Source organism: Paraoerskovia sediminicola (genome assembly GCF_030296575.1).
Classification (GTDB): Bacteria; Actinomycetota; Actinomycetes; order Actinomycetales; family Cellulomonadaceae; genus Paraoerskovia; species Paraoerskovia sediminicola.
Window position 1 is genome coordinate 2,039,658 of sequence record NZ_AP027729.1, and the last position, 21,065, is coordinate 2,060,722.

Below are 21,065 nucleotides of genomic sequence, written 5' to 3' on the forward strand. Positions count from 1 at the left end.
CGCCGATCCGCGTCCGGGGGCTCGATCCGGCGCCCGGTGTCGTCGCACTCATCGTCAGGTCAGGCCGGGTCAGGCGCGGGCGGCGGGTCGCCGCAGCAGGTAGCCGACGCCGCGCTTCGTCTGGATGAGGGGTTCGACGGTCACCTGCGAGCCGTCGGGGCCGTCGACGACCACGGCGTCGATCTTGCGGCGCAGGTACGAGATGTACGACTCGACGATGTTGGCGTCGCCGCCCCAGTCGTACTGCCAGACGTGGTCGAGGATCTGGGACTTCGAGAGCACGCGGCCGGCGTTGAGCATCAGGTAGCGCAGCAGCTTGAACTCCGTGGGGGACAGGTCGACTTGCTGTCCCGCGCGGCGGACCTCGTAGGAGTCCTCGTCCATCTCGAGGTCGCCGACGCGCAGGACGGCGTCCTCGACCGGCTCGGCGTGCGTGCGGCGCAGCACGGCGCGGATCCGCGCCACGACCTCCTCGAGGCTGAACGGCTTCGTCACATAGTCGTCGCCGCCGACGGTGAGCCCGGCGATCTTGTCCTGGGTGTCGTCGCGGGCGGTGAGGAACAGGACCGGGGTGTGCCTGCCGCGGTCGCGCAGCCTGCGGGTGACGGTGAACCCGTCCATGTCGGGGAGCATCACGTCCATCACGACGAGGTCGGGGTCCGTGTCCTGGATCAGCGTGAGCGCGCTCGACCCGTCGGCCGCCGCGTACACCTCGAACCCGGCGAACCGGAGCGACGTCGAGAGCAGCTCACGGATGTTGGGTTCGTCGTCGACGACGACGAGCCGCGCCTCAGGGGTAGCCATGGTCCCAGTGTCCGGGGGTTTCCTGGGAGTCCGCTGAGCGATCTCTGGTCGACGGCGCGCGGCCCGGCGGGCGCTGATCAGGCCGGGCGCCTGACGGTGTCGTCGGGCTTGTCGGTGGGTCGTGCGAGGGTGCCGTCAGTGGCCCGGGGCGCCTGCCGGACCCACGCAGACCGGTCCGCCGCCTGGACCGACGCAACTCAGGAGGAGCTTGTTCATGACGACGACGATCTTGTTCGCGGTGCTCGCGTTCGCCGCCGGTGCCGCGCTGGCGTGGACGATCGCGGGGTCGCGTGCACGGACGCAGACCGCTGCGCTCGTCGCCGAGGCCGACCGCGACGTGGCCCGCGCGGAGCAGGCGGGAGCCGACCGCCTGGCGTCCGCGCAGCGCGTCCACGAGGCCGAGCTCGCCGCGGCGATCGCGAAGGCGCGGGCGACCGACGAGGTCGCGGCCCAGCTGGAGACCCAGTTCAAGGCCGTCGCGGCCGACGCCCTGGGCGCCAACAACGAGCAGTTCATGACGCTCGCGTCGCAGCGGCTCGCCGAGGAGCGCGCGAAGGACGACGGGCACACGGCCGCCCGCCAGAAGGCCGTCGCCGACATGGTGGCCCCGCTGGCCACGGCCCTCGAGCAGGTCCGCGAGAAGGTCGCTGTCGCAGACCGCGACCGGGCGGCCGGCAACGCGGCGATCAGCGAGCAGGTGCGGCTGATGGTCCAGGGTGCGTCGACGCAGAGCGCCGCGACCGCACAGCTCGTCACCGTGCTGCGCGGCGCGCAGGCACGGGGGCAGTGGGGCGAGATGCAGCTGCGCCGGGTCGCGGAGGCGTCCGGGATGCTCCCGCGGATCGACTTCGTCGAGCAGGAGCACAAGGACACCGACGACGGGGCGCTGCGGCCCGACATGGTCGTGCGGCTCGCGGGTGGCAAGCAGGTCGTCGTCGACGCGAAGGTATCGCTCGTCGGTCTGCTCGACGCCGGTGCGGCCACGGACCCGGTGGTCCGGGAGGAGCGGCTGGACGCCCACGTGCGGCACGTCCGCAAGCACGTCGAGGACCTCTCCCGCAAGAAGTACTGGGACCAGTTCTCGCCGGCGCCGGAGTTCGTCGTCATGTTCATCCCGGCGGAGTCGTTCCTGCAGGCCGCGGTCGAGCGCGACCCGAGCCTGGTCGAGTGGGCGTTCGAGAAGAACGTGATCGTGGCGACGCCGACGACGCTGCTGGCGCTGCTCCGCACCGTCGCGTACGCGTGGCGCCAGGAGGCGATGAGCGAGAACGCCGAGCAGGTGCTCGTCCTCGGCAAGGAGCTGCACGACAGGCTGTCGACCATGGGCGGGCACCTGGCGAACGTCGGCCGCCGGATCGGCTCGACCGCCAAGGCGTACAACGAGGCGATCGCGTCCCTCGAGTCGCGGGTGTTCGTCTCGGCCCGCAGGTTCAAGGCGCTGGGCGTCGTCGACGCCGACCTGGACATGCCGGCCACCCTCGACCCGAAGCTGTCGACGATCTCCGCGCCCGAGCTCGTCGCATCCGCGGAGGGTCGTCTGCTGAACCTGCAGGCAGGTCGTGACGAGCTGGGCCGCGACGAGGAGGCCGACACCACGGACGCCGAGGACGACGTGGCCCGCGACAGGGACGAGCGCACCGCCTGACGCAAGGCCGGGGCCCGACGGGAAACGGGGTGCGGAGCGATCCCTGACGGGAGCGGACCGGACGTGACGGACGTGACGGACCTGGCGAAAGAGGCCCCGTGCGCGTCCGCCGCTCGTCAGAGGTAGCGCAGCGGGTCGAACTCGCCGATCGGGATGATCCGCACGCGCGGCAGCGGCACCTGGAACGCGTCGATGTCGCCCTCGAGGTCGAAGAACTCGAGACCCCGCCCGGCGAGCTCGTTGAACTTCGCGTTGACGAACTCACGGAAGCACAGGACGCCGACCCGTCGCTCGCCGTCGACCAGCTGCTCGACCTGGGGCAGGAAGTCACCGTCGTGGCTGGCCAGCAGGACGTCCCCGTCCTTGTCGGCCAGAGCCTCGAGCGTCCGCTGGATCGCGACGTCCACGACCTTCTCGTTGCCCTCGGCGGCGACCGGGATGGGGCGGTAGCCCATCGCCAGCAGCGCCTGGACGAACGACATGGGCATCTGCCCGGAGGTGGCGTTCAGGAAGAAGAGCGGCGTGACCGGCTGACCCCAGCTGCGCGCGGCGAACTCGGCGATCCTGTCCCAGCGCGGGCGCTCCTCCGGGGCCGGGCGCCGGTTCAGGACGCTCATCCCGAGAGTGGCGTCGATGTTCTCGCCGTCGACCAGGAGGTACGTCCGCCTCGGCTGCGCTTCCGGCCGGGTGTCGGTGCCGGTGGTGCTCGTGCCGGTGGTGGTGCCGGGACCGGTGGGGAGCGTGGACGTGATCCTGGGTTCCGACATGCCGTCAGCCTAGCCGCAGGGCTTCTCGTCCGGCGGACCGCGTCTTCCGATCGATGGCGTTCGACGGTACCGTCCTCGCCGTGAACAGAACCGAGAACCTTCGCACCGAGCCTGTCGTCACCGTCGTGCAGAGCGACCCGGACTTCGGGCTCGGCACTCTGGCCGCGGCGATCGGCGACGGCGCGCGGGTCCTCCGGACGGATCTCGGCGAGGTGCTGCCGCCGCTCCACGAGGTCGGTGACGCGCTCGTCGTCCTCGGTGGCGGGCTGGCCGTCCACGCGGACGCGCCGTGGCTCAGCGACCTGCGCGACCTGCTCCGCGAGGCCGTGTCCGCCGGGGTGCCCGTCCTGGCGATCGGGCTCGGGGCCCAGCTGTTGGCGGTCGCGACGGGTGGGCGTGTCGAGATCGCACCGCCGCCCGGGCCCGAACGCGGTGTCACGTCCCTCTACTGGCGTCGCGGGGCGTGCGACGACGCCGTGCTGGGGCGCGTCGTGGACGTCCGCGCGCGCACCACTCCCGTGGTCGGCCACCACTCCGACGCGATCGTCGACTTGCCGGCCGAAGCCGTGTGGCTGGGCTCGTCGTCCCTCTACCCGTTCCAGGGGTTCCGCGTCGGCTCGGCGCTCGGTCTGCAGTTCCAGCCCGAGGCCGACGCGGCGCTCGTGGCCGGTTGGGCCGCGCATCTCGACGCCGACCAGGCACGGACGCTGCGGACCGAGTTCGCCCTCCACGAGGAGGAGGTCGCCCGGACCGGTGCCGCGCTCGGTGCGGCGTTCATGGCGCAGGTCCGCGCGTCGATCGGCGACCCGGTCGACGCCTGAGGCGTATCGAGGACTGCCAGGGCGCGCACCGCGCCTGGCGGGCCAGCGGCGGTCAGAACCGCCCGCCGCGGCTCGTCCGGCCGCCTCCCGAGCGGCCGCCGCTACGCCCGCCGAACCCCGATCGGGACGCGCGCCCGTAGCGTCCGCCGCCGAACCCGATCCCGATCATCCGCTCCGGTCGGAACCCGCCCCAGGCCCGGCGGCGTGATCCCCGAGGAGCTGGTCCACGACGATGCCGCCCAGGAGCATCCCGGTGAGGTTCGGTCCGGCCTGCCTGCGGGAGGTCCGGCCGTAACCGGCCGGTGACCCGTAGGCGGCGTCGGTGGTGTCTTGCCGTGCGAGCTGCGCGGACGTGGCCGCGTGGCGCTCGGCCTCCTGTGCGGCCAGCAGCGCTGCTGCGGGATCGACCGTGCGCTGGGCGCGTGCCTCCTCGAGCATGCGTCGTGCCTCCGCGAGGTGCGTCCTGGCCTCCGGCCCGACCGCTCCGCGGCGGGTCTCGATGAAGTCGTGCGCGGCGCGAACCTGCGACTCGACGCGACCGGTGGTGTCGCTGAGCAGCGCGTGGGCGCGGACGCTCCGCTCCGCAGCGGCGCGGGCCGGAGCGAGGACGTTGTCGAGCTGTGCCTCGGCGGTGGTCACACGGCGCAGCGCGGAGGCGGGGTCGTCCGCGAGGTCGTCCGCGGACCTGAGTGCAGCGCGTGCCTCGACCAGCGCGTCGTCGAGGGCGGGCGCGTCCACGAAGGCCGCCGTGTCGGGCGCACCCCGGAGGCGGGCTGCGTCGGCGATGTCGCTCGAGATCGACGCGGTCGCGCGGGACAGCTGTGCCGACGCGCGCGCGAGGTCGCTGCGCGCGGAGTCGACGGCTGCCAGGAGGGTGGCGGCCTGGCCGACGGCGTTCTGCGCTGCGCGGGCGAGCGTCGCGGCCGCGCTCCGGTCGTGCTTGGCGAGGCGCTCGCGTCCCTGCTCGACGGCCTCCCGTGCCCCGTCGAGCAGCTCCTGCGCCTGGTCGGGGTTGTCCGCGACCGTGGCGAGGGCCTGTGCGGGGTGGCTCGTCGCCAGCGAGGCGATCGTGGTGCGCGCACCGGGGATCCGGTCACCGGTCAGCTGCACGTCCCGCTCGACCTCGTCCAGCACCTCGTGCGCACGTGCTCGGGTCTGGCGGAGCTCGTCGAAGGCGTCCGACTCGTCGTCGAGCGACTCGACGACCGCGTCGCACACGGTGAGGATCTCGACGAGCGTCCCGTGCCGGTCGGCCGGGGGAGCCGCCGTCCCCCAGGCCGGAGCCGTCTGGCTGCCCGACGGACCCGACGCCGCCGCGTCGGTGCCGGTCGCCTCGGGGGACGCACCGGTCTGCAGGCTCGCGCGGAGCGCGAACGCCCGGGAGAGGTCGACCTTCGCGGTGGCGAGAGCGCGCTCGAACTCCCGGGTGACCTCCGACCCGAACTCCGCCTGGGCGAAGCCGAGCTCCTGCTCGCTGGTACGGATGGCGTCGTCGGCGGCCACGAGCGCCGCGTCGGAGCGCGCTCCGAGCGCCTCTTCCGAACCCTCGTACGCGTTGCGGCCTCGGGCAGGGCCTGGCGCGGCCGCGGCCCGGCTCTCCGCCCCGGGCACTGCGTCCTCGATCTCGGGCGCCGCGTCTTCCGTTCCGCGCGTCGCGTCGGCGGGCGTGGTCGCGGGGACGGGGGCGTCCTGCGGCGCTCGGACGGCGGAGGTCGCGCCGACCGCGGCAGCACCGGCGTCGCTGCTCGCGCTGCTCGCGCTGCTAGCGCTGCTAGCGAGGGCGCCGCGCTCCCCACGGCCGTACGCGGACGTCCCGGGTCCACCTCGACCGCGCGGCGACCGGGCCGGGCGGCGGCCTCGTCGACGGAGGGCGAGCAGCACCACCACCGCGATCCCGCCGACCAGTGCGACGACGAGCAGCAGCACCCACGGCACCCCGGCGCCGGGGCCAGCGGCGTCGTCGAGCGCGTCCGCGGCAGCGAGGGCAGCACCTGCCCACGACTCCTCGCGGAGCTCGTCCTTGGCGGCGCGGTCGATCGCGTCGATCTCGGCGGTCGAGAGACCGGACTGCGGATCGACCGACAGCCCGTACCGGCGGGCATCGGTGGCGACGGCCAGCACGAGGTCGTCCTCGCCCATGCCCGACAGGTTCGCGGTCTCGTCGGCCCAGACGTCGCCGTCGAGGTCGTCGAACGTGTCGACGTAGACGACGAAGAGCTGATACCCGGTGTCGTCGGAGACCTCGTCGAGCCGTTGCCTGACCTCGTCCGTCCGGTCGCCCAGGGCGGCGTTCGGGTCGGTGATCTGCCCGGGCACGTCGATGGGCGCGACGGCCGGCAGCACGTCTGTCGAGACGTCCGCCGTCACAGCTGTCGTCGCGCCCGCCGTCACGTCCGCACTCGGACCGGCGCTCGCAGGCAGCGCGCCGAGCAGGCCGGCGCCGACGCCCAGCACGGACGCGGCCAGCACCGATGCCACCGCGCGCAGCCGTGCTGTCGTACGGCGCGTCGGCGTCGCACCCCGGGCACGACGGCGGGCCGGGACGGCAGTGCTCATCGAACGATCGTCACCGAGCCCTCGGGCGGGCGCATCCGCTGGGTCGCAGGTCATGCCTCGTTCAGGTCCTCCGCGTCGACGATCCGGTAGGCGTAGCCCTGCTCGGCCAGGAACCGCTGCCGGTGGGCGGCGAAGTCCTGGTCGACCGTGTCCCGGGCGACCACCGCGTAGAAGTGTGCCGTACGGCCGTCGGCCTTGGGGCGCATGATCCGGCCGAGGCGCTGCGCCTCCTCCTGCCGCGAGCCGAACGAGCCGGAGACCTGGATCGCCACGGACGCCTCGGGCAGGTCGATCGAGAAGTTCGCGACCTTCGACACGACGAGGTGGTTGATCTCGCCCGAGCGGAACGCGTCGTAGAGGCGCTGCCGTTCGCGGACCGTCGTCGCGCCGGTGATCAGCGGCGCGTCGAGGTGCTCGCTGAGCTCCTCGAGCTGGTCGATGTACTGCCCGATCACGAGCACCTGGTCCTCGGGGTGCTGGGCGACGATGCGCTCGACCACCCGGTTCTTGCCGGTGGCGCTCGCGGCGAGCCGGTAGCGGTCCTCGGGTTCTGCGGTCGCGTAGACCATGCGCTCCGACTCGGGGAGGGTCAGGCGCACCTCGACGCAGTCGGCGGGCGCGATGTAGCCCTGCGCCTCGATGTCCTTCCACGGGGCGTCGTACCGCTTGGGTCCGATCAGCGAGAACACCTCGTCCTCGCGGCCGTCCTCCCGGACGAGGGTCGCCGTCAGACCGAGCCTGCGGCGGGCCTGGAGGTCGGCGGTCATACGGAAGATCGGTGCCGGGAGCAGGTGGACCTCGTCGTAGAGCACGAGGCCCCAGTCGCGGGCGTCGAGCAGCTCGAGGTGGGTGTAGACGCCCTTCCGTCGGGTCGTGAGGACCTGGTAGGTCGCGATCGTGACGGGCTTGATCTCCTTGCGGGCGCCGGAGTACTCGCCGATCTCGTCCTCGGTCAGGTCGGTGCGGCGCAGCAGCTCGTCGCGCCACTGCCGGGCGCTGACGGTGTTGGTCACGAGGATCAGGGTCGTGGTGCCCGAGCGTGCCATCGCGCCCGCCCCGACGATGGTCTTGCCGGCGCCGCAGGGCAGGACGACGACGCCGGAGCCGCCGTGCCAGAACCCCTCGATCGCCTGCTCCTGGTACGGGCGCACGGACCACGGCTTGCGGACCTGCGCGCCGTCGTCCGACGTCGTGACCGTCTCGGTCGTGAGTGCGATCGGGTGCTTCTCGCCGTCGACGTACCCGGCGAGGTCCTCGGCGGGCCAGCCGAGCTTGACGAGGACCTGCTTGAGGTGGCCGCGTTCGCTGGGGTGGACGATCACGGTGAGGTCGTCGATCTTCTCGCCCACGAGGCCTGCGGTGCGGCGCGACTTGAGCACCTCGGCGAGCACGGCGCGGTCGAGCGCGTGCAGGACGAGCCCGTGCGCCGGGTCCTGGATCAGCTGCAGCCGCCCGTAGCGCGCCATGGTCTCGGCGACGTCGACCAGCAGCGCGTGCGGCACGGGGTAGCGGCTGTACTCCATCAGGGCGGCGACGACCTGCTCGGCGTCGTGCCCGGCGGCGCGCGCGTTCCACAGGCCCAGCGGTGTGAGCCGGTAGGTGTGGACGTGCTCGGGGGCGCGCTCGAGCTCGGCGAACGGCGCGATCGCGCGGCGGGCGTCGCGGGCGAGCTCGTGGTCGACCTCGAGCAGGAGGGTCTTGTCGCTCTGCACGATCAGCGGGCCGTCGGCCATGCGGGTCCTTCCATCGGTCCTGGACGTTCGTCGGTCCCGTGAGCGTGCGACCTGGGCGCCTCGCGTCCGGCGGGACGCGGGGAGCACCCGCACCCACGGGAGGGGGTGCGGGTCATGTCGGCTGGACCGACGCGATCCGGTGCACGGCGACGGTCAGCTCGGCCTCGCGCACGGTGTCGAGGGCGCGGAGCCGGCCACCGTCCAGCCGCAGGGGCCGCACCCGCCGGATCTCCGGCGTGCCACGGGTCCCCACGACCTCGAGCAGGACGTCGGTGCGCTCCTCGATCGCGTCGCGCAGCATGGCCAACGCGTCGGCGGGCTCGTTCGTTCCCGGCTCTGGGACCGGGCTGGGAGAGGTGCCGGACGGCGTCCGGTCACCTGCGGGTGCGGGCTGCGGCCGGTCGTCGCGGCCGTCGGGCTCGTCCGGGTGGCCGTCGCCGGGGTTCGTACCGTCCGCGCTTCGCTCGCCGTCGACGTCCTTCCCCTCCGACGCCCGCCACATCGCTCGTCCTCCCTGCTCGACGCTCGTGGCGCCGTCCGCTGTGCCGGTGGTGACGGTGGTGACGGCGGGTGCGCCCGTGGCCAGGAGACGTTCCGCGAGCTCGGTGAGCCGCGCCGTCCGCCGCGCCGGGTCCTCGGCCTGGTCCGGGAGGACCGAGGCCGCACGCGGGTCGGGTCGCAGCGACCGCACCCGCCGGCCCGCGACCCCGCCTACCCACGCGGGTCGCGCGCGACCGGGGATCCGTGCTCGGGAGCCGCCGACGGCGATCACCTGCCCGTCGGGGCCCTCGACCGTCGGGGAGAGTCCGCGCTCCCGCAGGGCCGCGCGGACCTCGGCGGCCGGGGCGTGCGCGGCCAGCACGGTCGGAGCGATCGCGAACAGCCCGAGCGCGCGCAGCGCGCGGTCGTCGACGAGCCCCGCGAGGGCTGCGGGGTCGTCGCTGCGCAGGTAGCTCGTGGCGGAGCCGACGCGCAGCCGACCGTGGCGACGCGCCGCGTCGCGCACCAGGTATTCGAGGGGCTGCGGCACGGGGGTGCGCGAGTGGGAGCCGAGCGCGGCGAGGAGCTGGTCGGCGGTGCGGCCGGCGTCGAGCGCCCGTGTCACGGACGAGCCGGAGAACCGGACCGTCACGGCCGCTCCTCGGGACTCGACGTCGGCGGAGTCGGCGAGCAGCGCCTCGAGGGCAGGTCCGGGGCGCCCCGGCACGATGCCGGTGAGGTCGCCCTGGAGCAGCACCTCGTCGACCGGTGGCGGCACGAGCGCGTCCAGCGCGGCACCGAGCTCGGCCACGCGTGCCGGCGTGGGGTGGGGGAGCGTCCGCGATGCGGAGGCTGAAGCTCCTGCTGCTTCGTCGCCGCGCAGCGCCGCACCGAGCGGGGACGCCGCGCCGGCGCCGGTGATCCCGAGCGTGGCGGCCTCGGTGAGCAGGCCCTCGACGGCGGCGACCGGGGGACGGGACCGGGGGCTGCCCCAGCGCAGGACGTCCAGCACGGCGTCGGTGGTCAAGGACAGGCCGGGGTGCGCGACGAGGACCGAGAGGACCGAGGCACGCAGCCGTGGGACCCAGGGCCGGTGCAGGCCCGGGTCGAGGGCGGCGCGCAGGGCCCCCTTCTCGTCGCGCGAGCCCACGGACCACGGAGTCCGAGGGCTCACGGCCCACGAGGAGGCGAGCGCGGCCCACTGCTCGCCGACCCCGAGCTCGAGCCACTCGTCCGCGACGGTCGTCGGGGCGAAGTGCGGAGGGTCGTCGCCGTCGTCGCTGACGAGACCGGCGACGAGCGCGAGCTCGGCGACGACGGTGGCCGTCGGGGCGTCCGCGCCGAGGTCCTGCGCCGTCCGTCGCAGCTCCCGCACCCCCAGTCCGCCGCCGCGCAGCACGCCCTGCGGGTCCTCGCCCCACGACTCGACGAGGCGCGCCACCAGTCGCACGACCTCGAGGGCCGCGGTCGAGGCCTCGGCCTCGACGGTCTGCTCGGGAACCTCGCGCCCACCCGGGACCGGGGGAGCGGGTGCGGGTCGCGGTGCGTCCGCCCGTCGCGCAGGGCCAGGGCGACGTCCCGGGGGAGGACGACGTAGCGTCCGTCGGCGCGCTCCAGCAGGCCCTTGGCCAGGAGCCACCGGGTCGCCTCGGCGCCCGCCCCGGACCGCGGGGCGACGCCGACCGGTGGGCCCCAGGTCAGGGCGCCGAGGATCTCGCGGGCACCGGGCGGTGCATCGGCAAGCGCCCCGGCGACGAGTTCTGCGGGGTCGGTCGGGTCGGCGGTGTCCGTCGGGCCAGCGGTGGCACTCGTGGCGTCGGCGGCGTGGGTCGTGCCCGCGCGCCGCGTCTGTGTCCCTGTCCCTGTCTTCGCCCCTGCACGTGACCTTGCTTCTACCCCATCCCCTGCCCCTGCCCCTGCCATCGGCTCGGGCTCGCGGGCCAGGCCGGCCGGGTGCGGACCGAGCACCTCGTCGACGCCGGGCGCCGCACGGAGCCGTCCGTCGCCGAGGTCGGGCGAGAGCTCGGCGCCGGGAACGTCGCCACGGACAGGGACGTCGTCCGACCCGCCCCAGACGAGGCACGCGGCGGTGAGCTCGGCGAGCGCCCGGGTGAGTGCCGCGACCGCGTCGTCGTGCCGGGTGTCGCCCAGCACGGCGCGGACGACGTCGTCGATCGTCGTGCCGGGCGACGAGGCAGCGGAGCCGCCCAGGACGAGCACCGCCTCGAGCGCCTCGATCGCCGCGGTGTCGAGCCGCGAGACCGCGATCTCGATGCTGTTGCGGCTCGTGGCGCGCGCGCCGAGCGACCGGAGGGTCGAGGGCGCGGGCACGGCCAGGTCGGGGCGTCGGTCGAGGAGGGTGACCAGCCGGTCCGCCGGGAGCGCGCGCAGCCACGGGCCGTACGGGGGCATCGGCGAGGTGGGCATCCGCACCAGGTTACGCGAGCGCCCGCCGGCACTCCCCAGTCGCTGCACGGACGTTGTCTGCCGGCGGGCGGCCCGGCCTCACTCCGGACGCGGCCCGGCCTCGGTCCGGACGCTGCCCGGACGTGTACCGGTCGTGCCCGGAGGGCGGGCCGACGGGCGTGACCCGTGGATGCCGCAGCAAGCCGCTGCGACCGGTAGCCTGGGGCATCGCGACCCGTGGAGCTCCCGGGGAGCCCAGGACGATTCAGCGAGGTTCACGTGCCTACCGGCAAGGTCAAGTGGTTCGACACCGAACGTGGTTTCGGCTTCATCGCGAGCGATGACGGCCACGAGGTGTTCCTTCACGCCTCCGCGCTCCCCGAGGGCGCCGCCCCGAAGCCCGGCAGCAAGGTCGAGTTCGGTGTCGCGGACGGCAAGCGCGGTCCCTCCGCGCTGTCCGTGAAGCTCCTCGACCCCGTCGCGTCCGTCGCGAAGGCGCGGCGCAAGCCCGCCGACGACATGGCGGTCATCGTCGAGGACCTCATCAAGGTGCTCGACAGAGTGGGCAACGACCTGCGCCGCGGCCGGTACCCCGAGCCCGCGCGGGCCAAGCAGTACGGCACCCTCCTGCGTGCCGTCGCCGAGGACCTCGAGGCCTGAGGATGGGTGGACCCGTGGCATCGACGACCGTGCGCCGGCAGACCGGCGTCTCCGCCCGAGCGGCGCGCGACGCCGTGCTCAACGGTGCCGTGGACGCCGCGCGCGAGGCTGCGGTTGGCGTTGCGAACCGCCCGGCCGACGTCGGCGACCACCTCGGGACGACGGCGCAGGCCGACCGGCTCATCTCGCACCACTTCGCGTGCAACCTCAAGGGCTACCGCGGGTGGCACTGGACCGTCACGGTCGCCCGCGTCCCGCGTGGCCGCACCGCGACGATCTGCGAGGTCGAGCTGCTGCCCGGCGACGAGGCGCTGCTCGCCCCCGACTGGCTGCCCTGGTCGGAGCGCCTGCGTCCCGGCGACGTGCGTCCCGGCGACGTCCTGCCGTTCAAGGCCGACGACCCGCGTCTCGAGGCCGGGTACACCCCGACCGGTGACGTCGAGGTCGACGAGGTCGCCATCGACGAGCTCGCGCTGGCACGGGTGCGTGTCCTGTCCCCCGAGGGGCGCGACGCCGCCGCGCAGCGCTGGTACGACGGCGACCGCGGTCCGAGCTCGCCGGCAGCCGTCGCGAGCAAGCGGGACTGCGGTTCGTGCGGGTTCCTCGCGCCCCTCCAGGGCGCGCTCGGCCAGGTGTTCGGCGTGTGCGCCGGCGAGTGGTCGCCGTCCGACGGGACCGTCGTGAGCCTCGACCACGGCTGCGGCGCGCACTCCGAGACGGACGTGGCCCCGCACCCGAGCGACTGGCCCGAGCCGTCGGCGATCATCGACGAGACGACCCTCGAGGTCGTCGACGTCCCGCGCGGAGCGCCGGCGCAGGCCGAGCCCGAGGCGCAGGCCGAGCCTGCAGGGTCCGCGGAGCCCGAAGCGCAGGCCGAGCCCGTCGCGTCGGTCGAGCCCGAGGCGCAGGCCGAGCCTGCAGCGCCGGCGGAGCCCCAGGCTTCGAGCGAGCCCGACCCGTCCGCCGGAGCAGCTGGAGCGGCGCAGACCGCCGAGCCGTGACGGGCCCCGCCGTGGCCCGCACCGCACCGTGACGACCGACCCGTTCGGCACAGCCGGCCTGCGCGCCGCAGTCGCACGGGCCTGGCTCGAGTCGCCCGCGCGGTTCCGGGAGGACGCGAACACCGAGGAGGACTTCGGCCCCGGGCACTACGCCGGGCGCCTCGTCACCGAGCTCGCGCAGAACGCCGCCGACGCCGCCGCGCGCGCCGGCGTCCCCGGCCGTCTGCACCTCGAGCTGGTCGAACCTCCGTCGGAGCGGCCTGACGGGACGCCCGCGGTGCTCGTGGCCCGCAACACCGGCGCGCCCCTCGACCGGGCGGGCGTCGTGGCGCTCGCCGGCATGCGCGCGTCGGCGAAGCGCGACGCGGAGTCCCAGGTCGGTCGGTTCGGCGTCGGCTTCAGCGCGGTCCGCGCGGTGTCGGACGACGTCACGGTCGCCTCGCGGTCCACCGGCGGCGTGCGCTTCTCCCTGGAGGCGACGCGCGAGCTGCTGGCTGGCCTCGGGAACGAACGTGGCGCTGACGTCGCCGAGGAGACCGGAGGTCGGGAGGCCGTAGAGCCGCTGACAGCCGAACACCCTGCGGAGCGCCGTACCGAGCTTGGTGCCGAGGTCCGCCGTCGGGGAACGTCCCTGCCGATGCTCCGGCTCCCGTTCGAAGCCTCGCTGATCGGGGACGTGACCGCCGATGCCCCGGGCCTCGATGCGCACGACCGCTACGAGACCGAGGTCCACGTCGTCCTGCGCGACGACCAGGCGACGGCCGCCGTCCGCGGCGAGCTCGCGGCCCTGGACGACCTGGTGCTCGTCGCGCTGCCGGCCCTCGACGAGATCACGGTCGTCCACGCCGGGGACGTGAGGGTGCTGCGGGACGTCGAAGACCGCTGGGTGGTCGTCCGCGACCACGGCACGTTCCCGCCCGGCGACGGGGCACGGGTGGAGGACGCGGCCACCTGGGACGTCGCCTGGGCGCTGCCGCGCGAGGGCGGCGCACCCACAGGACCAGGGGCGAGCGACGCCGTCCTGCACGCCCCGACGCCCACGGCCGAGGCGATGGCGTTCCCCGCGGTGCTGCTCGCCTCGTTCCCGCTGGACCCGTCCCGTCGCCACGTCGTCGACGGCGAGGCCGCACGGACGGTCGCGCGGCACGCCGGAGCGGCGTACGCCCGGCTGGCGGAGGAGGTCGCCGCCCGGCCGGCGACCACAGGCCTGCACGTCCTCGACCTCGTCCCGACGGGCCTGCCCGGCTCGGCGGTCGACGCGCTGGTCCGGGATGCCGCGATCGAGGCGCTCGCGGCCGCGCCGGTGCTCGAGGCCGGGTCCGGCACGGACGCCGACCCCGATCCTGACCTCGCGCCCGGTCCAGGACGGGTCGCGCCGCGCGACGCCACCTTCGTCGCAGGCGACCCCGGTCAGGACCCGGCCGTGCTCGCCGCGCTGGCGCCCGGGACCCCGGGGCTGGTCGCCGTGACCCCTGAGCAGGCTGCGCGGGCCCGCGCGTGCGGCGTGCAGCGGGCGGACCTGGCGGACGCCGTCGCGCGGGTCCCCGACGGTCTCTCGCCCGAGCGCTGGCGCGACCTCTACGCAGCGTTCGAGCCGTGGATCGCCGACGCCTCGGTGCGCGAGGCGCTCGGCACGGTCGCCGTCCCGCTCGCCGACGGCCGGGTGGCCCGCGGCGCACGGGGCCTCGTCCTGCCCACGGGAGCGGCGGCGGACCCTGATGTCTCCGGGGCTTTCGCCGCCCTCGACGTGCGGACGGTCCACCCGTCTGCGACCCACCCGGTCCTCGAGCGGCTCGGTGCGCGGTCGTCGGACGCCTTCGACGTGCTCGTCGGCGTGCGGGACGCCGTGGTCGCGGCCTCCGCCGATGTCCTCGACGGTGCTGCCGACGACGTCGAGGCGGACCGTCTGCGCGACGCCGTGCTCGGACTCGTCGCCGCAGCGCTGGCGGACCGGCCCGGCCTCGACCCGGACCGGTTCCCGTTCTGGCTGGGCGAGCTGCCCCTCCCGGTGCGACACCTCTCCGAGGACGGGGCGTCCGACGCCGATCCCGCGCCGGCGCGGGAGTCCCTGCTCCCGGGGTCGCAGGCCGCGACGCTGCTCGACCTCCCTGCCGTCGCGGACGCGCTGGTCGGGCGCTGGGGCGAGGCGGTGCTCCGCGCGGTCGGCGTGCGGTCTGCGGTGGGCGTCTACGTCGTCCCCGACGTGCTGACCCCCGACGAGACGGCCGACGCGGGACCCCACGCGGAGGCGATGGCCGATCTCACCGCGCCGTCGCCCGACGACCCGGCCCCCTGGCTCGACGGCTGGCGCGTGTACCTCGAGGACGTGGCGGACGCCGTCGGGCACTCGGCCCACGTCGGGGACCTCGCGGCCGTCGCCGACCTCGACTCTGCTGCCGACCCCGCCCGGATGCTGCGGGCGGTGGCGCAGGACCGGGCCGCGCGGGCCGCGCTGCTCACCCCCGTGCGTGGTGCCGCCGGCCGGACGCACCCGTCGTACGCCGCGTGGTGGTTCGCCGGGCTGGGGGCCGCGTTCGCGCTCCCCGGGTCGGACGTACCCCTGCTGCGCGCGTGCCCCTACGACGGCCTCGACGAGGCGGTGCTGCGCGCGGTCGGTGGCGTGTCGACCCTCGCGGGGCTCGACGCGCTCGGCTGGGCGGAGGCGCTCGACGGCCTGCCCGACGTGGGCGAGAGCGTCGATCCGGCGGTCGCGGTCGCGGTGTGGCGAGGGCTCGCCGAGGCTGCCGACGCGCTCGACGACGCGGGTCGGGCGGCGTTCGCGGACGACGTCGACCGCCTCCCCGTGCAGGACGGCGGCCGGTGCGTCGTCGTCGACGTCGCCGACGTCGTGGTCGCCGACGTCGCGTGCTGGGCCCAGCTGCGTGCCGTGGTCCCCGCTCCCGCGGGTCGTGCGGACGAGCTCGCGGACCTGCTCGACGTCCCGGTCGCGGAGGACCTGCCACCCGACGCGCCCGATCCCACGGCTCCTGCGGAGGCGGCGCCCCCGACCGAGCACGACGTCCCGGCGGCCGTGCGAGAGCTGTTCCCGGCGGTGCCGGTCGTCTGGACCGAGCACGAGGACCTACGGGTCGACGGCGTCGAGGTCGACTGGTGGGTCAGCGGACCGGACCGTGCGCGCGCGGCTCACGCCGCGACGTCCGACGGGCTCGCGAGGGCGCTCGCTGCCGCGAGCGGGAGGTTCGAGGACCGGCACGCGATCCTCGCCGTGCTGCTGAGCCCGGAGGACTCGACGGCGGTGCGACTCGACTCCGCCTGGGACGGTTACACGCCGCGGTAGTCCGCGCGGTGCTTCTTCTCCCAGACGAGCCCGACGAGGCCCAGTGAGACGCCTGCGACGCAGATCAGGACGTGCCGCAGCGCCGTCACGTCCAGGATCATCAGCAGGCCGCAGACGATGCCGGCCACCACGAACACCGCGATACCGACGAGCAGGATCGGCCGCAGGTCGACCCGCAGCGGCTCGGGCGCGGGCCTGCGTGTCTCGGGACGGAGCACGAGGTGGACGTGGGAGGGCACAGGGCGATCCTACGGCTGCACGTGCCATCAGGACTTCACCCGTTCGTCGGCGTCATGATCCCTCGCGCGCCCGGTCTCTCAGACCAGGACACGGAAGCGGAGCACGAGCGACGACGGGGTGCGCGATGGCGGGTCGGACGACGACGTCGGACGGCGGATCGAATCCGGAGAGCGACTTCGTCACGCTCGGGTTGCGATCGTGTTTCACCAGGTCTCGGAACGGTAACCATCGGTCAGTCACCCGGGTGAAAACCCTGCGTTCTGATGGAACTGGACAATCGTCCAATCTTATGATGGCGGCTATTCATATCCGGAGGTGTGGCCAGTGAGTGGAATCGTGACGGACGTCGTCAGCGACGTCCGCGGGCGACTCCTCGGGGCCCACACCGTCCCCGGTGCGCACGTCCGCAGCCCGATCTCGTGGATCGCGCTGCACCGTCGACGCATCGCCGTCACCGACTCCGCGGCCGTGGTCCTCGCCATGCTCGTGACCGTCCTGCTCGCGCACTACGGCGTCGTCGGCACGACGACGTCGCTCGAGGTGCTGTCCGCCTTCGCCGGAGTCATCGCGACCGCCTGGATCGTCGGCCTCTCGTTGATGAGGACGCGCGACGTGCGGGTGCTGGGACGTGGCCCGGCGGAGTACCAGCGGGTGTTCCTCGCGTCCTGGTGGTTGTTCGCGTCCATCGCCGTCGTCTCCTACGTGACGACGCTCGAGACGTCGCGCGGGTTCGTCCTCGTCGCCTTCCCGCTCGGGCTCGGTGCGGTCCTGGTCTCGCGGCTCGCCCTGCGCGGGAGCCTGCGCAAGGCCCGCGCCGCCGGCGTCGCGGCGCGGTCGGTGGTCGCCGTCGGCCGCCGGGAGCAGGTCTCGCGTCTCGTCCACGACTTCCACGACGACCCGATGTCGGGCTACCGCGTGATCGGGGTCTGCATCCCCGGGGCGGAGCAGGCGGGCGACTCGACGGTGGCCGGTGTCCCGGTCCTCGGGGACCTCGAGTCGGCGGCCTCTGTCGTCGGCGTCACCGACACCGACTGCGTCGCCGTGGCCGGCTCCGACGCCATGACCGCGGACGCCGTGAAGCGGCTGGGCTGGGCCCTCGAGCCCGCGGGCGTCGACATGATGCTCACCACCGAGCTCATGGACGTCGCCGGGCCCCGGATCATGGTGACGCCGACCGAGGGGATGTCCCTCGTCCACGTGGACGCCCCGCGCTTCTCGGGCCCGCGGTACGTCCTGAAGTCGACGATCGACTGGTTCGGCGCGCTCGCCATCACCGTCGTCCTGGCGCCCGTGATGATCGGCATCGCGGCGGCCGTCGCAATGACCAGCCGCGGCCCGGTGCTGTACCGGCAGGAGCGCGTCGGCCGCAACGGTGACACCTTCGGGATGCTCAAGTTCCGCTCGATGCGCACCGGGGCCGACGCCGAGGTCGCCGAGCTCGCGGCGGAGAACGACGGCTCCGGCCCGCTCTTCAAGATGCGCGACGACCCGCGCGTGACCCGCCTCGGCAAGGTCCTGCGCCGGTACTCCCTCGACGAGCTGCCCCAGCTGTTCAACGTGCTCCGCGGCCAGATGAGCCTCGTCGGCCCGCGCCCGCCCCTGCCCGTCGAGGTCTCGGCGTACGAGGACCACGTCCACCGCCGCCTGCTCGTCAAGCCGGGCCTCACAGGTCTGTGGCAGGTCGGTGGCCGGTCCGACCTCAGTTGGGACGCGAGCGTCCGGCTCGACGTCTACTACGTGGAGAACTGGACGATCTTCCTCGACCTCATGCTCATCGCGAAGACGGCCCGGGCCATCGTGTCCGGCTCAGGGGCGTACTGAAGCTCACGTGAGCATCCTGCGGAGATCCCGTGCGCATCTGGCACGATGGCGCGCATGACGCAGCAGACCGACCCGGCCACGACGCCGGCGCCCGACGGGGCCCTCGACCGCTTCTTCAAGATCTCCGAGCGCGGCTCGACCGTGGGGCGCGAGGTGCGTGGCGGTCTCGTCACCTTCTTCGCGATGGCCTACATCATCGTGCTCAACCCGCTGATCATCGGGACCGTCCCCGACGGCACCGGGAACTTCCTCGGGGGCGGTGACGCACCGAACTTCGCGATGATCTCGGCGGCGACCGCGCTCGTCGCCGGGGTCCTGACCCTCGCGATGGGGTTCTTCGCGAACTTCCCGCTGGCGCTCGCGGCCGGGCTCGGGCTCAACGCCGTCGTCGCCTACTCGATCGCTTCTCTGCCCGACATGACGTGGGCCGACGCGATGGGGCTCGTCGTCATCGAGGGCCTGATCATCCTCGTCCTGGTGCTCACCGGTTTCCGCGAGGCCGTCTTCAAGGCGGTCCCGGTCGAGCTCAAGACGGCGATCAGCGTCGGCATCGGGCTGTTCATCGCGCTCATCGGCTTCGTCAACGCGGGGTTCGTCACCACCGGCAACGGCACGCCGCTGCAGCTCGGCGTGAACGGGTCGCTCGAGGGTTGGCCGATCGTGGTCTTCATCATCGGGCTGATCCTCACGATCGTGCTCTGGGTCCGCAAGGTCCGCGGCGCGCTGCTCATCGCGATCCTCACGGCGACCGCGCTCGCCGTCGTCGTGGAGAACGCCCTGCACATCGGCGCGAAGAACCCGGACGGCAGCAACCCGCTCGGCTGGAACCTGAACGCACCCGCGTTCGACGGCGTCGTCGCCACCCCCGACTTCGGGCTGCTCGGCCAGTTCTCGCTCCTCGGGTCGTTCGAGAAGATCTCGGCGGTCACCGTCGTCCTGCTCGTGTTCTCGCTGCTGCTCGCCGACTTCTTCGACACGATGGGCACGATGGTCGCCGTCGGCGGCGAGGCGAAGCTGCTCGACGAGCACGGCAACCCGCCGCGCACCCGGGCGATCCTCGTCGTCGACTCCTCGCGGCCGTCGCCGGTGGCGCGGGCAGCGTGTCGTCGAACACGAGCTACGTCGAGTCCACGACCGGTGTCGGTGAGGGTGCCCGCACCGGCCTCGCCTCCGTGGTCACCGGTGTGGCGTTCCTCCTGGCGACGTTCCTGTCGCCGCTGGTCGCCCTCGTCCCGTACGAGGCGGCGGCGCCGGCCCTGGTGTTCGTCGGGTTCCTGATGATGACGCAGGTCGCCGGGATCCGGTGGACGGACGTCGAGATCGCGATCCCCGCGTTCCTCACCATCGTGGTCATGCCGTTCACCTACTCGATCAGCGACGGGATCGGTGTCGGGTTCGTGGCGTTCGTCGTCATCAAGCTCGCGCTCGGCAAGGTGCGGCAGATCCACCCGCTGATGTGGCTCGCGGCCGCGATGTTCGTCGTGTACTTCACGCTGGGGCCGATCGAGGCTGCGCTCGGGATCTGATGGCAGGTGCACCCCTTCTATCGGCTCGAACCGGTCCTCCAGCGCTACGACTGGGGTTCCACGACCGCGCTGCAGGGCGTGCTCGGGTTGCCGGTCGACGGGCGGCCGGTCGCCGAGATGTGGATGGGTGCGCACCCACGGTCCCCGTCGACGGTCCGCGGCTGGGACGAGCCGCGGGGCGCGCCCGGTGAGGCGCTGGACGCGCTGATCCGCGAGCACCCTGAGGAGGTGCTCGGACGTCGGGCCGTCGAGACGTACGGTCCGCGGTTGCCGTTCCTGCTCAAGGTGCTCGCGGCGGAGAAGGCCCTGTCGTTGCAGGTGCACCCGCACCCGCACCGGGCGCGCGCGGGCTTCAACCGCGAGAACCGGGCCGGCCTGCCGCTCGACGCGCCGGAGCGCAGCTTCAAGGACGACCAGCACAAGCCCGAGATGGTCGTCGCCGTCACCCGGTTCGAGGGGCTCTCAGGGTTCCGTCGTCCGCGCCGCGTCCTCGAGCTGCTCGACGGTCTCCCGGGTGACCTGGTCGGGCAGATGCGTGACGCGCTGCTGGCGCGGCCGACGAAGGCGGGTCTGCGCACGGCGTTCGCGCTCGCCGTGCGGGCGCGCACGGATCCCGAGGTGGCGACGGACCTCGCGCTGACCATCGAGGCCCTGCGCCGCCGGCTCGAGGATGGATCGCCGAGCCCGCGAGCCGACGCGACGGTGGTGCTGCTCGCCGAGCAGCACCCCGGAGACCCGGGAGCCGTCACGGCGCTGCTGCTGAATCGCGTGACGCTCGAGCCGGGGGAGTCGATGTTCGTCCCCGCCGGTCACGTGCACGCCTACCTGTCGGGGTGCGGCATGGAGATCATGGCGAGCTCGGACAACGTGCTGCGCGCAGGCCTGACGGGCAAGTTCGTCGACGTCGAGGCGTTGCTCGACTGCGCGACGTTCACGCCTGGACCTGCTGCGAGGCCGGCCATCTCCCCGCTGGCCTCTGCGCTCGCCGTCTACCGGGCACCGATCCAGGAGTTCGCGATGGTGTTCGGTCGCGTCTCGGACGACGACGCGGGCGGGGCTGTCGCGCTGCCGGCGAGCGGGCCGCGCATCGTGGTCGTCGGCGAGGGGTCGGTGCGGCTCGAGTCGGCGTCGGGCGTGGCCGACCTGGTCCGTGGGGACTGCGTGCTCGTGCCCGACGTGGCCGGTCCCGTCACGGTCCGCGGTCAGGGCCTCGCTGCTGTCGGCTACCTCCCGTAGCGATGGTCCGTCGTAGCAGTTGCGTGGCGGCCCGCGCGGCCGTCCGACCGAGCCTTCGGCCCGGGTGGGTG

General features: G+C 73.9%; 14 protein-coding genes and 1 pseudogene. 8 read left to right on the plus strand and 7 right to left on the minus strand.

All coding sequences use genetic code 11. The features are described from left to right. Window positions 1-69: 69 nt before the first annotated feature. The gene (locus tag QUE47_RS09570) at window positions 70-804 is read right to left on the minus strand and encodes a response regulator transcription factor (protein WP_286217105.1); all 735 of its coding nucleotides are present in this window, start codon (window positions 802-804) and stop codon (window positions 70-72) included. 214 nt (window positions 805-1,018) lie between these two features. Here QUE47_RS09570 and QUE47_RS09575 point away from each other — a divergent pair, with 214 nt between their 5' ends. Then, entirely contained in the window at window positions 1,019-2,449 is a 1,431-nt protein-coding gene (locus tag QUE47_RS09575; protein WP_286217106.1) for a DNA recombination protein RmuC, read from the plus strand. Window positions 2,450-2,565: 116 nt separating this feature from the next. Here QUE47_RS09575 and QUE47_RS09580 read toward each other — a convergent pair whose 3' ends face one another. Beyond that, complete coding sequence (locus QUE47_RS09580) at window positions 2,566-3,066, minus strand: NYN domain-containing protein (RefSeq protein ID WP_286219458.1); 501 nt, start codon at window positions 3,064-3,066, stop codon at window positions 2,566-2,568. 230 nt (window positions 3,067-3,296) lie between these two features. Between QUE47_RS09580 and QUE47_RS09585 the strand changes: the two genes are divergently transcribed. Next, window positions 3,297-4,037 carry a type 1 glutamine amidotransferase gene (locus QUE47_RS09585; RefSeq protein ID WP_286217107.1) on the plus strand — a complete coding sequence of 247 codons (741 nt, stop codon included), beginning with the start codon at window positions 3,297-3,299 and terminating at the stop codon, window positions 4,035-4,037. A 165-nt stretch (window positions 4,038-4,202) separates the two neighbouring features. Here the strand turns inward: QUE47_RS09585 and QUE47_RS09590 are convergent, their stop codons facing one another. From QUE47_RS09590 to QUE47_RS09605, 4 genes are all read right to left on the minus strand, one after another. Further along, window positions 4,203-6,593 carry a TPM domain-containing protein gene (locus QUE47_RS09590; RefSeq protein WP_286217108.1) on the minus strand — a complete coding sequence of 797 codons (2,391 nt, stop codon included), beginning with the start codon at window positions 6,591-6,593 and terminating at the stop codon, window positions 4,203-4,205. Window positions 6,594-6,643: 50 nt separating this feature from the next. Then, window positions 6,644-8,326 (minus strand): DNA repair helicase XPB, encoded by a 1,683-nt coding sequence (locus tag QUE47_RS09595; protein ID WP_286217109.1) that lies wholly within the window; start codon window positions 8,324-8,326, stop codon window positions 6,644-6,646. A 112-nt stretch (window positions 8,327-8,438) separates the two neighbouring features. Then, window positions 8,439-9,980: a helicase-associated domain-containing protein gene (locus QUE47_RS09600; RefSeq protein ID WP_350227744.1), complete on the minus strand. Its 1,542-nt coding sequence runs from the start codon at window positions 9,978-9,980 to the stop codon at window positions 8,439-8,441. After that, a complete protein-coding gene (locus QUE47_RS09605; protein ID WP_286217110.1) occupies window positions 9,977-11,233 on the minus strand; it encodes a hypothetical protein in 1,257 nt (418 codons plus the stop codon). Before QUE47_RS09605 ends, QUE47_RS09600 begins: the two co-directional genes overlap by 4 nt. A 258-nt stretch (window positions 11,234-11,491) precedes the next feature. On the opposite strand from QUE47_RS09605, the gene QUE47_RS09610 reads away from it, so the two are divergent. The 3 genes from QUE47_RS09610 to QUE47_RS09620 are packed head-to-tail and all read left to right on the plus strand — an operon-like array spanning window position 11,492 to window position 16,171. Continuing rightward, window positions 11,492-11,872, plus strand: a complete 381-nt coding sequence (locus tag QUE47_RS09610) for a cold-shock protein (protein WP_286217111.1) — start codon at window positions 11,492-11,494, stop codon at window positions 11,870-11,872. A 14-nt stretch (window positions 11,873-11,886) separates the two neighbouring features. After that, on the plus strand, window positions 11,887-12,873 hold the full coding sequence (locus QUE47_RS09615) for a DUF3027 domain-containing protein (protein WP_286217112.1): 987 nt from the start codon (window positions 11,887-11,889) through the stop codon (window positions 12,871-12,873). A 28-nt stretch (window positions 12,874-12,901) separates the two neighbouring features. Then, window positions 12,902-16,171: a sacsin N-terminal ATP-binding-like domain-containing protein gene (locus tag QUE47_RS09620; protein WP_286217113.1), complete on the plus strand. Its 3,270-nt coding sequence runs from the start codon at window positions 12,902-12,904 to the stop codon at window positions 16,169-16,171. On the opposite strand, the gene QUE47_RS09625 is transcribed toward QUE47_RS09620, so the two are convergent. Beyond that, the gene (locus QUE47_RS09625; protein WP_286217114.1) at window positions 16,156-16,410 is read right to left on the minus strand and encodes a DUF2530 domain-containing protein; all 255 of its coding nucleotides are present in this window, start codon (window positions 16,408-16,410) and stop codon (window positions 16,156-16,158) included. The genes QUE47_RS09620 and QUE47_RS09625 overlap by 16 nt on opposite strands. A 325-nt stretch (window positions 16,411-16,735) precedes the next feature. Between QUE47_RS09625 and QUE47_RS09630 the strand changes: the two genes are divergently transcribed. The 3 genes and pseudogenes from QUE47_RS09630 to manA all read left to right on the plus strand — a co-directional run bounded on the left by QUE47_RS09630 (window position 16,736) and on the right by manA (window position 20,994). After that, on the plus strand, window positions 16,736-18,232 hold the full coding sequence (locus QUE47_RS09630) for a sugar transferase (protein WP_286217115.1): 1,497 nt from the start codon (window positions 16,736-16,738) through the stop codon (window positions 18,230-18,232). A gap of 45 nt (window positions 18,233-18,277) precedes the next feature. After that, window positions 18,278-19,758: pseudogene (locus QUE47_RS09635) on the plus strand (NCS2 family permease). Window positions 19,759-19,764: 6 nt separating this feature from the next. Beyond that, window positions 19,765-20,994 (plus strand): mannose-6-phosphate isomerase, class I, encoded by a 1,230-nt coding sequence (gene manA, locus QUE47_RS09640; RefSeq protein WP_286217116.1) that lies wholly within the window; start codon window positions 19,765-19,767, stop codon window positions 20,992-20,994. Window positions 20,995-21,065 lie beyond the last annotated feature (71 nt).

Bases quoted from the DNA above. Each gene is read 5' to 3' on its own strand.
- QUE47_RS09570 (WP_286217105.1), bottom strand. From the start codon at position 804: ATGGCTACCCCTGAGGCGCGGCTCGTCGTCGTCGACGACGAACCCAAC.
- QUE47_RS09590 (WP_286217108.1), bottom strand. From the start codon at position 6,593: ATGAGCACTGCCGTCCCGGCCCGCCGTCGTGCCCGGGGTGCGACGCCG.
- QUE47_RS09595 (WP_286217109.1), bottom strand. From the start codon at position 8,326: ATGGCCGACGGCCCGCTGATCGTGCAGAGCGACAAGACCCTCCTGCTC.
- QUE47_RS09605 (WP_286217110.1), bottom strand. From the start codon at position 11,233: ATGCCCACCTCGCCGATGCCCCCGTACGGCCCGTGGCTGCGCGCGCTC.
- QUE47_RS09575 (WP_286217106.1), top strand. From the start codon at position 1,019: ATGACGACGACGATCTTGTTCGCGGTGCTCGCGTTCGCCGCCGGTGCC.
- QUE47_RS09580 (WP_286219458.1), bottom strand. From the start codon at position 3,066: ATGAGCGTCCTGAACCGGCGCCCGGCCCCGGAGGAGCGCCCGCGCTGG.